At 72.5% G+C, this 8612-nt stretch carries 10 protein-coding genes; 6 read left to right on the forward strand and 4 right to left on the reverse strand.

Translation table 11 applies throughout. From position 1 onward, the window contains the following. On the forward strand, positions 1-1029 hold a 1029-nt coding region (locus tag C1I95_RS29165; protein ID WP_233513961.1), incomplete at its 5' end, for a DUF3866 family protein. On the opposite strand, the gene C1I95_RS29170 is transcribed toward C1I95_RS29165, so the two are convergent. The 4 genes from C1I95_RS29170 to rfbA form a co-directional block, all read right to left on the reverse strand. After that, the gene (locus C1I95_RS29170; protein ID WP_111218650.1) at positions 1016-1207 is read right to left on the reverse strand and encodes a hypothetical protein; all 192 of its coding nucleotides are present in this window, start codon (positions 1205-1207) and stop codon (positions 1016-1018) included. The genes C1I95_RS29165 and C1I95_RS29170 overlap by 14 nt on opposite strands. Before the next feature lie 53 nt (positions 1208-1260). Next, positions 1261-2619, reverse strand: a complete 1359-nt coding sequence (gene pafA, locus C1I95_RS29175) for a Pup--protein ligase (RefSeq protein ID WP_111218652.1) — start codon at positions 2617-2619, stop codon at positions 1261-1263. Between the two features lie 78 nt (positions 2620-2697). Then, positions 2698-3315, reverse strand: a complete 618-nt coding sequence (locus C1I95_RS29180) for a dTDP-4-dehydrorhamnose 3,5-epimerase family protein (protein WP_111218654.1) — start codon at positions 3313-3315, stop codon at positions 2698-2700. Positions 3316-3370: 55 nt separating this feature from the next. Beyond that, the gene (rfbA, locus tag C1I95_RS29185; RefSeq protein WP_111218656.1) at positions 3371-4282 is read right to left on the reverse strand and encodes a glucose-1-phosphate thymidylyltransferase RfbA; all 912 of its coding nucleotides are present in this window, start codon (positions 4280-4282) and stop codon (positions 3371-3373) included. 85 nt (positions 4283-4367) lie between these two features. Between rfbA and rfbB the strand changes: the two genes are divergently transcribed. From rfbB to C1I95_RS29210, 5 genes are all read left to right on the forward strand, one after another. Further along, positions 4368-5369, forward strand: coding sequence for a dTDP-glucose 4,6-dehydratase (rfbB, locus tag C1I95_RS29190; RefSeq protein ID WP_111218658.1), 1002 nt, complete (start codon positions 4368-4370; stop codon positions 5367-5369). Next, a complete protein-coding gene (gene rfbD, locus C1I95_RS29195) occupies positions 5366-6250 on the forward strand; it encodes a dTDP-4-dehydrorhamnose reductase (RefSeq protein WP_111218660.1) in 885 nt (294 codons plus the stop codon). The genes rfbB and rfbD overlap by 4 nt, the downstream gene beginning before the upstream one ends. Next, on the forward strand, positions 6247-6627 hold the full coding sequence (locus tag C1I95_RS29200; RefSeq protein ID WP_111218662.1) for a DUF2304 domain-containing protein: 381 nt from the start codon (positions 6247-6249) through the stop codon (positions 6625-6627). Before rfbD ends, C1I95_RS29200 begins: the two co-directional genes overlap by 4 nt. Continuing rightward, on the forward strand, positions 6620-7321 hold the full coding sequence (locus tag C1I95_RS29205) for a glycosyltransferase family 2 protein (RefSeq protein ID WP_111218664.1): 702 nt from the start codon (positions 6620-6622) through the stop codon (positions 7319-7321). Before C1I95_RS29200 ends, C1I95_RS29205 begins: the two co-directional genes overlap by 8 nt. After that, on the forward strand, positions 7321-8612 hold a 1292-nt coding region (locus tag C1I95_RS29210), incomplete at its 3' end, for a polysaccharide biosynthesis protein (protein ID WP_233513962.1). The genes C1I95_RS29205 and C1I95_RS29210, both read left to right, overlap by 1 nt.

Raw genomic sequence — 8612 nt, forward strand, 5'->3', positions numbered from 1 at the left:
GAGTTGGACGTCTTGTTGGCCGATGGGACGGCGATGCGGGCGCTGGCTTATCCGGAGCTGGTCGGCGACCCGGAACATGGGGATCGGGTGCTGGTCAACGCGGGGGCGCTGTTGATGGGGCTGGGCACCGGGGGCTACGGCCTGGTCGTGGCGCTGCCGGACCGGTTGCCGCCGGACCCGCCGCAGGCCCTCGACACCCGCGACGCCGGCCACCTGGTCAAGGCCCGCTACACCCCGTTGCAGCCGATCCTGCTCGGCGTCGACGAGGAGGCGTCGCCGCACCACGCGGTGCTGGCCGACGCCGACGACCTGGCCGGCCTGCCGGTGGTGACCGCCGACCTGCACTCGGCGCTGCCGGCGATCCTGGCCGGGATCCGCGCCGACGCCCCGCACGCCCGGGTGGTGTACCTGCTCACCGACGGTGGGGCGTTGCCCGCCTGGTTCTCCCGCACCCTGGCCGGGCTGCGCGACGAACTGGCCGGCACGATCAGCGTCGGGCAGGCGTTCGGCGGCGACCTGGAGGCGTCCACGCTGCACAGCGGCCTGCTCGCCGCCCGGCACGTGCTCGGTGCCGACGTGGCCGTGGTGGCGCAAGGGCCCGGCAATCTCGGCACCGGCACCCGCTGGGGCTTCTCCGGGGTGGCCGTCGGCGAGGCGGTCAACGCCGTCGCCACGCTGGGTGGTCGGCCGGTCGGCTCGCTACGGATCTCCGCCGCCGACCCGCGCGCCCGGCACCGTGGCGTGTCGCACCACAGCCTCACCGCGTACGGCCGGGTGGCGCTGGCCCGCGCGGAGCTGGTGGTGCCCGACGGCCTGGAGCCGGCGTTGGCCGCCGAGGTCGACGCCGCGCTGGCCCCGCTCGCCGCGCGGCACGCCGTGATCCGGGTGGCGAGCGCGGGACTGGACGCGGCGCTACGCCGCAGCCCGGTGCCGCTGTCGACGATGGGACGCGGGCTGGACGCCGACCACGCCTACTTCCTGGCCGCCGCCGCAGCCGGCCGGCACGCCGCCCAGCTCAGGCAAGAATGATCAGAGTGACCCAGGCACCGACGATCAGCGCGAGCGCCAACGCCAGCACCCAGGTCGGCACGGTGTACTCGCCACGCCGGTTGCGTTCGATCTCGGCACGGATCTTGTCGCGGCGGCGTTCGAGCCAGCCCTGCCGCTCGGTGCCCTGGCCGGGCCGATGGGGTGGTTGAGGAATCATGACGCGGCCAGCCTACCCGGCCCGCCGGACCACGGCGGGCCGGGAGCTACGGCTCACATGCTGGCGATCAGCCGCTCCACCCGCTCGTCGTACGCCCGGAACGGGTCCTTGCACAGCACGGTGCGCTGCGCCTGGTCGTTGAGCTTCAGGTGCACCCAGTCGACGGTGAAGTCGCGCCGCTTCTCCTGGGCGTGCCGGATGAACTCGCCACGCAGCCGGGCCCGGGTGGTCTGCGGCGGCGTCTCCTTGGCCTCGAAGATCTCCGGGTCGGTGGCCACCCGGTCCACCTCGCCCCGCCGCTCCAGCAGCGCGTAGAGCCCCCGGCCCCGGCGCAGGTCGTGGTAGGCGAGATCCATCTGCGCCACCCGGGGGTGCGACAACGGTAGGTCGTGCTTGCGCTGGTAGCGCTCGATCAGCCGCAGCTTGGTCACCCAGTCGATCTCCCGGGAGACCGGCTCCAGGTCGCCGGTCTCCACCGCCCGCAACACCCGGCCCCACAGCTCGACCACCCGCTTGGCGGTCTGGTCGCCGCCCCGGCGCTCCACGAACTCGGTCGCCTTGGCCAGGTATTCCTGCTGGATCTCCAGCGCGCTGATCTCCTTGCCCGAGGCCAGCCGCACCTTGCGCCGGCCGGTGATGTCGTGCGACACCTCCCGGATGGCCCGAATCGGGTTCTCCAGGGTGAGGTCGCGCATCACCACCCCGGCCTCGATCAACCGCAGCACGATGTCGGCGGTGCCGACCTTCAGCAGCGTGGTGACCTCGTTCATGTTGGAGTCGCCCACGATGACGTGCAGCCGGCGGTACCGCTCGGCGTCGGCGTGCGGCTCGTCGCGGGTGTTGATGATCGGGCGGCTACGGGTGGTCGCCGAGGAGACGCCCTCCCAGATGTGCTCGGCCCGCTGCGAGAGGCAGTAGACCGCGCCACGCGGGGTCTGCAACACCTTGCCCGCGCCACAGATCAGCTGTCGGGTGACCAGGAACGGAATCAGCACGTCGGCCAGCCGGCCGAACTCCCCGTGCCGGGAGACCAGGTAGTTCTCGTGACAGCCGTAGGAGTTGCCGGCCGAGTCGGTGTTGTTCTTGAACAGGTAGATCTCGCCGGCGATGCCCTCGTCGTGCAGCCGCTTCTCCGCGTCGATGAGCAGCCCCTCCAGGATCCGCTCGCCGGCCCGGTCGTGGGCGACCAGGTCGACCACCGAGTCGCACTCCGGGGTGGCGTACTCGGGATGCGAGCCGACGTCCAGGTAGAGCCGTGCGCCGTTGCGCAGGAAGACGTTGCTCGACCGGCCCCAGGACACCACCCGGCGGAAGAGGTACCGGGCTACCTCGTCAGGGGACAGCCGCCGCTGCCCGCGGTAGGTACAGGTGACGCCGTACTCGGTCTCCAGACCGAAGATTCGCCGTTCCATGATGAGACATTAGCCGTACGGAGGCCCCGTTCGTCACTGTCGCCGCACCTGACTGCGGCACACGCAGTGGTACCCGGGTCACCCACCGCCGGGATACGGCGCGTCGCCCAGACTCGCCGTGTACTCACGGCAGGCGGCGTAATCCGGCAGCAGGCCCGCCGCCCGCATCTCCGCCAGCGTCGGCGCGGCGGCGTCCCGGGCGGACAACTGCGGCACCCCGGCCGGCCAGGCGATGCCCAGCTCCTCGTCCAGCGGATGCACCCCGTGCTCGGCCGCCGGGTTGTACGTGGTCGAGCAGAGGTAGGTCAGCACGGCGTCGTCGGTCAGCGAGCAGAAGCCGTGGCCGAGCCCCTCGGCCAGGTAGACCGCGCGCCGGTCCACCTCGTCCAGGCGTACGCCCTCCCATCGGCCGAAGGTCGGCGAGCCGACCCGCAGGTCGACCACCACGTCGAGCACCGCACCCCGCACGCAGGTGATGTACTTCGCCTGCCCCGGCGGCACGTCGGCGTAGTGGATGCCCCGCACCACGTCCCGGGCCGAGACGGACAGGTTGCCCTGCCCCAGCCGCAGCGGATGGCCGACCGCCTCGGCGAGCCGGTCGAAGCGGTACCACTCCATGAACAACCCGCGCGGGTCGCCGTGCTGCTGCGGGGTGATCTCCCAGGCACCCTCGATGCCCAGCGGCCGAATCTTCACCGCACCACCTTCGTTCGCGACTGCGGGGCTCGCAAACCCGGCTCACTCCTCGCGCTCACCGAATCACCTCCGGCTGGGTGGTCAGCTCCCCGGTCGACCCGACGCGCCCCGCGTCGAGCAGCTCCAGCAGGTAGTCACCGTAGCCGCTCTTGGTCAACGGTTCGGCCAGCGCCCGCAGCTGGTCGTCGTCGATCAGCCCGGCCCGCCAGGCCACCTCCTCGACGCAGCCGATCTTCATGCCCTGCCGCTCCTCGATCACCCGGACGAACTCGGCGGCCTGCATCAGCGAGGAGAAGGTGCCGGTGTCCAGCCAGGCGGTGCCCCGGTCCAGGACAGTCACCGACAGCTCACCGCACCGCCGGTACGCCTCGTTGACCGCGGTGATCTCCAGCTCGCCCCGGGCGCTGGGGGTCAGCCCACGGGCGATCTCCACCACCCGGTTGTCGTAGAAGTACAGCCCCGGCACCGCGTACCGGGACTTCGGCCGCTCCGGCTTCTCCTCGATCGACAGCACCCGGCCGTCGGCGTCGAAGTGCACCACGCCGTACGCCTGCGGGTTGGCCACCGGATAGGCGAAGATCCGCCCACCCACCGGGTCGCCCGCGGCGAGCTGCCGGCCCAGGCCCACCCCGTGGAAGATGTTGTCGCCCAGGATCAGCGCCACCGCCTCGTCACCGATGAAGTCCGCGCCGAGCACGAACGCCTGGGCGATGCCCTCCGGGCGGGCCTGGGTGAGGTACTCCAGCCGCAGCCCGAACTGGCTGCCGTCGCCGAGCAGCCGCTGGAACTGGCCCTGGTCCTCCGGGGTGGTGATCACCAGGATCTCGCGCACCTCGGCCATCATCAGGGTGGACAGCGGGTAGTAGATCATCGGTTTGTCGAAGACCGGCATCAGCTGTTTCGACACCGCTCGGGTGATCGGCCACAGCCGGCTTCCGGTGCCACCGGCGAGCAGGATTCCACGCACCCGGGGAGCCTACCGGCACGCGCGGCCACCGGCCACGCGCCGCTTCGGCTGCGCTTGTGGCCGATTCGCGTAGACTTCCGGACCCGTGAGGATTTTGGTCACCGGCGGCGCCGGTTTCATCGGTTCGGAGTACGTCCGGATGCTGCTCGGCGTGCCCGGCGGCAGCTGCGAGGGCGTGCCTGCGCTCGAACCCGCCCGAGTGACCGTGCTCGACGCCCTCACCTACTCCGGTAACCGGGCGAACCTCGCGCCGGTGGCCGACGACCCGCGACTACGGTTCGTCCACGGTGATATCCGCCACGCCGACGTGGTCGACGAGGTGGTTGCCGGGCATGACGTGATCGTGCACTTCGCCGCCGAGTCCCACGTCGACCGCTCGATCGCCGGTGCCGCGCCGTTCGTCAGCACCAACGTGCTGGGCACCCAGACCCTGCTCGACGCCGCGCTGCGTCACCACGTCGGGCGGTTCGTGCACGTCTCCACCGACGAGGTGTACGGCTCGATCGACGCCGGCTCGTGGACCGAGGACTGGCCGCTGACCCCCAACTCGCCGTACTCGGCCTCGAAGGCCGGCTCGGACCTGCTGGCGCTGGCCTACCACCGCACCCACGGGATGGACGTGGTGGTGACCCGCTGCTCCAACAACTACGGGCCGTACCAGTTCCCCGAGAAGGTCATCCCGCTGTTCGTCACCAACCTGCTCGACGGCGGCACCGTGCCGCTCTACGGCGACGGCGGCAACGTGCGGGACTGGCTGCACGTCCACGACCACTGCCGGGGCGTCGCCCTGGTGCAGCAGAAGGGCCGGGCCGGCGAGGTCTACCACATCGGCGGCGGCACCGAACTGTCCAACAAGGAGCTGACCGCCCGGCTGCTCGACGCGTGCGGTGCCGGCTGGGAGCAGGTCGTGCCGGTGGCCGACCGCAAGGGCCACGACCGCCGCTACTCGTTGGACATCACCAAGATCAGCCAGGAGCTGGGGTACGCCCCCAGCATCACCCTGGACGACGGCCTGGCCGACACCGTCCGCTGGTACCGGGACAACCGTTCCTGGTGGCAGCCGCTCAAGGCGGAGTCGGCCCGATGAAGGTGCTGGTGACCGGGGCCGGCGGGATGCTCGGACGGGACCTGGTCGACGTACTCGCCGGGCAGCCGGAGCACGCGGTGACCGCCGCCACCCGGGCCGACGTCGACATCACCGACGCGGCGGCCGCGCACGCCGCCGTCGCCGGCCACGACGTGGTGGTCAACGCCGCCGCGTGGACCGACGTCGACGGCGCCGAGCAGCACGAGGCGGCCGCCACCGCGGTCAACGGCGAGGCGGTGGCGAACCTCGCCCAGGCGTGCGCCACCCACGGCGCCCGGCTGATCCAGCTCTCCACCGACTACGTCCTGCCCGGCGACGCCACCGCCCCGTACCGCGAGGACGCGCTGACCGCGCCGGTCAACGCGTACGGCCGCGGCAAGCTCGTCGGGGAACAGGCCGTGGCCCGGCTGCTGCCCGACGCCGGTTACGTGGTGCGGACCGCCTGGCTCTACGGCGCCCACGGCCGCAACTTCGTCCGCACCATGATCGGACTGGCCGACCGACGCGAGTTCCTCGACGTCGTCGACGACCAGCGCGGCCAGCCCACCTGGTCGTACGCGCTGGCCCACCAGTTGGTCGCGCTCGCCGACGCGGCCCTGGCCGGACGCGCCGCGCCCGGCGTCTACCACGGCACCTGCTCCGGCGAGACCACCTGGTACGGGCTGGCCCGGGCGGTGTTCGCCCTGCACGGGCTCGACCCGGACCGGATCCGACCGACCACCAGCGCCCGGTATCCGAGTCCTGCCCACCGACCGGCGTACAGTGTGCTAGGGCACGGTCGATGGGCCGCCGCCGGGCTGTCGCCCCTGCCGCACTGGCACGACACGCTGGCCGACGCGTTCGCCCCCACCGCTCCACCCTCCCCGTGGAAGGTCGCATGAAGCTCACCCTCGTCACCGGCCTGACCGGTCTGGTCCTGCTGGCCACGATCGTCGAGCTGCTGCGTCGGCGGCAGCTCCGGGAGAAGTACGGCATGCTCTGGCTCGGGCTGCTGTTCGTGGTGATCCCGCTGTCGCTGTTCCCCACGCTGCTCGACGGCGTCGCCGACCTGCTCGGCGTAGCCTCCGGGGTCAGTCTCGTCCTCTTCCTCGGCATCGTCTTCCTCCTGCTGGTCTGCATCCACCTCAGCTGGGAGGTCAGCCGGCTGGAGGAGGAGACCCGCACGCTGGCCGAGGAGTTCGCCCTGCTGCGCGCCGAGGTCGAGGCGGATCGGGCGGATCGGGCGGAGCGGCAGGAACTGGTGTCCCGCGATGGTTAACGGCAAACGACTCCTGGTCATCATCCCGGCGCTCAACGAGGCCGGCTCCATCGCCGACGTGGTCGGCGAGATCCGGGGCGAGCTGCCCGGTGTGGACGTGCTGGTCGTCGACGACGGCTCCACCGACCGCACCTCGGCCGTCGCGGTCGCCGCCGGCGCCCGGGTCGCCCGGCTGCCGTACAACCTCGGCGTCGGCGGGGCGATGCGGTTGGGCTACCGCTACGCGTACGACCACGACTACGACGTGGCGGTGCAGATCGACGCCGACGGGCAGCACGACCCCCGGTACGTGCCGAAGCTGGTCGACCTGCTCGACGACTACGACCTGGTCATCGGCGCCCGCTTCGCCGGCGAGGGCGAGTACGCCGTACGCGGGCCCCGCCGCTGGGCGATGGGGATGCTGTCGATGGTGCTGTCCGGTCTGGCCGGCACCACGCTGACCGACACCACCTCCGGCTTCCGGGCCACCAACCGACGCATGATCGAGATGTTCGCCCGCTGGTACCCGGCCGAGTACCTCGGCGACACGGTCGAGACGCTGGTGCACGCCGCCCGCCGCGGTTACCGGATCCAGCAGGTCCCGGTGGCGATGCGGCGCCGGATGGCGGGCACACCCAGCCACTCCCCCGCCAAGGCGATGATCTACCTGGGCCGCGCGCTGGCCGTGCTCACCCTGGCGCTCATCCGCCGGTGATGCGCCGCCTGCTCCGCCTCGTCCCACCCGGCACCCTCACGGTCGGCGCGGGGCTGGCCCTGGTCGGGCTGGCCTCGTACGTCCACCTCGCGGTCGCCGGGCACAGCCTCGATGCCGGCGACTACTCGTCGCTGTCGGTGCTGTGGTCCGTCGTGTTCACCGTCGGCATCGGCGTGTTCCTCCCGGTCGAGCAGGAGGTGGCCCGGCTGGTCGCGGCCCGCCACAGCCGCGGGCTGCCGCCCGGCCCGGTGCTGGCCCGGAGCGCCGCGGTCGCCGCCGTCGTGCTGGGTCTGCTCCTGCTGGTCACCGTCGGCACCGCCGACATCCTCGCCGACCGCCTCTTCGACGGCGACCGCGCCATGGTGGCGGTGCTCGCCGGGGCGCTGGCCGCGCTGGCCGTGGCGCACACCACCCGCGGGGTGCTCTCCGGGCTGCGACTGTTCGGCTGGTACGGCAGCCAACTCGGCATCGACGGCGGGCTGCGCATCGGTCTGGTCGCCGCGCTCGCCATCGCCGGCGTCGACTCACCCGTCGCGTACGCGCTGGTGCTGGTCGTCGCGCCGCTGCTGGCCGTCGCGCTGACCGCCACGCCGGTGGTCCGGTCGGTCGGCGGCGGGGCGGAGGTGCCCTGGCCGGCGCTGCTGCGCGGGCTGGCGCTGCTCACCGTCTCCAGCCTGCTCTCGCAGGTCGTGGTCAACGTCGGCGTGATCAATGTACGGCTGCTCGCCCCGGCCGACGTCGCCACCGCCGGGGCGTTGCTGTCCGCGCTGGTGCTGGTCCGCATCCCGCTGTTCGTCTTCGGGTCGATGCAGGCCGCGCTGCTGCCCGGCCTTTCCACCGCCGCCGCCACCGGCGACGACGCGGCCTTCGGCGCCCTGCTGCGCCGGGCCCTGGCGGTCGTCACCGCACTGGGTGCCGGCGGCGGGTTGCTGGCTGTCCTGCTCGGTCCATGGCTCGTCCGGGCCCTCTTCGACGCCCCCGACGTCCTCGACCACGGTGACTTCGCCTGGCTCGCCCTGGCCACCCTGGCGTACCTGTGGGCGATGGTGCTCGGCCAGTCGCTGCTGGCCCGGGACCGGCACCACGCGCAGGCGGTGGCCTGGACCGCCGGCGTCGCCGCGCTGGCCGTCGCGACCCTGGCCCCGCTGCCCGTCGCGCTGCGGGTCGAACTCGGCTACACCGTGGGCTCCCTGGTGGTGGCCGCGGTGATGGTCGCCCTGCTGCCCCGCCGCCGCACTGCCGCGCCGACCCCGCCCGTCGCGGCCACCGTGCCCGCGACCGCCCCCGGAGG

This window comes from Micromonospora craterilacus (assembly GCF_003236315.1).
Classification (GTDB): Bacteria; Actinomycetota; Actinomycetes; order Mycobacteriales; family Micromonosporaceae; genus Micromonospora; species Micromonospora craterilacus.

Excerpts from the sequence above, each read along its gene's own strand:
- C1I95_RS29170 (WP_111218650.1), bottom strand. The coding sequence starts at position 1,207 with ATGATTCCTCAACCACCCCATCGGCCCGGCCAGGGCACCGAGCGGCAG.
- pafA (WP_111218652.1), bottom strand. The coding sequence starts at position 2,619 with ATGGAACGGCGAATCTTCGGTCTGGAGACCGAGTACGGCGTCACCTGT.
- rfbD (WP_111218660.1), top strand. The coding sequence starts at position 5,366 with ATGAAGGTGCTGGTGACCGGGGCCGGCGGGATGCTCGGACGGGACCTG.
- C1I95_RS29200 (WP_111218662.1), top strand. The coding sequence starts at position 6,247 with ATGAAGCTCACCCTCGTCACCGGCCTGACCGGTCTGGTCCTGCTGGCC.
- C1I95_RS29205 (WP_111218664.1), top strand. The coding sequence starts at position 6,620 with ATGGTTAACGGCAAACGACTCCTGGTCATCATCCCGGCGCTCAACGAG.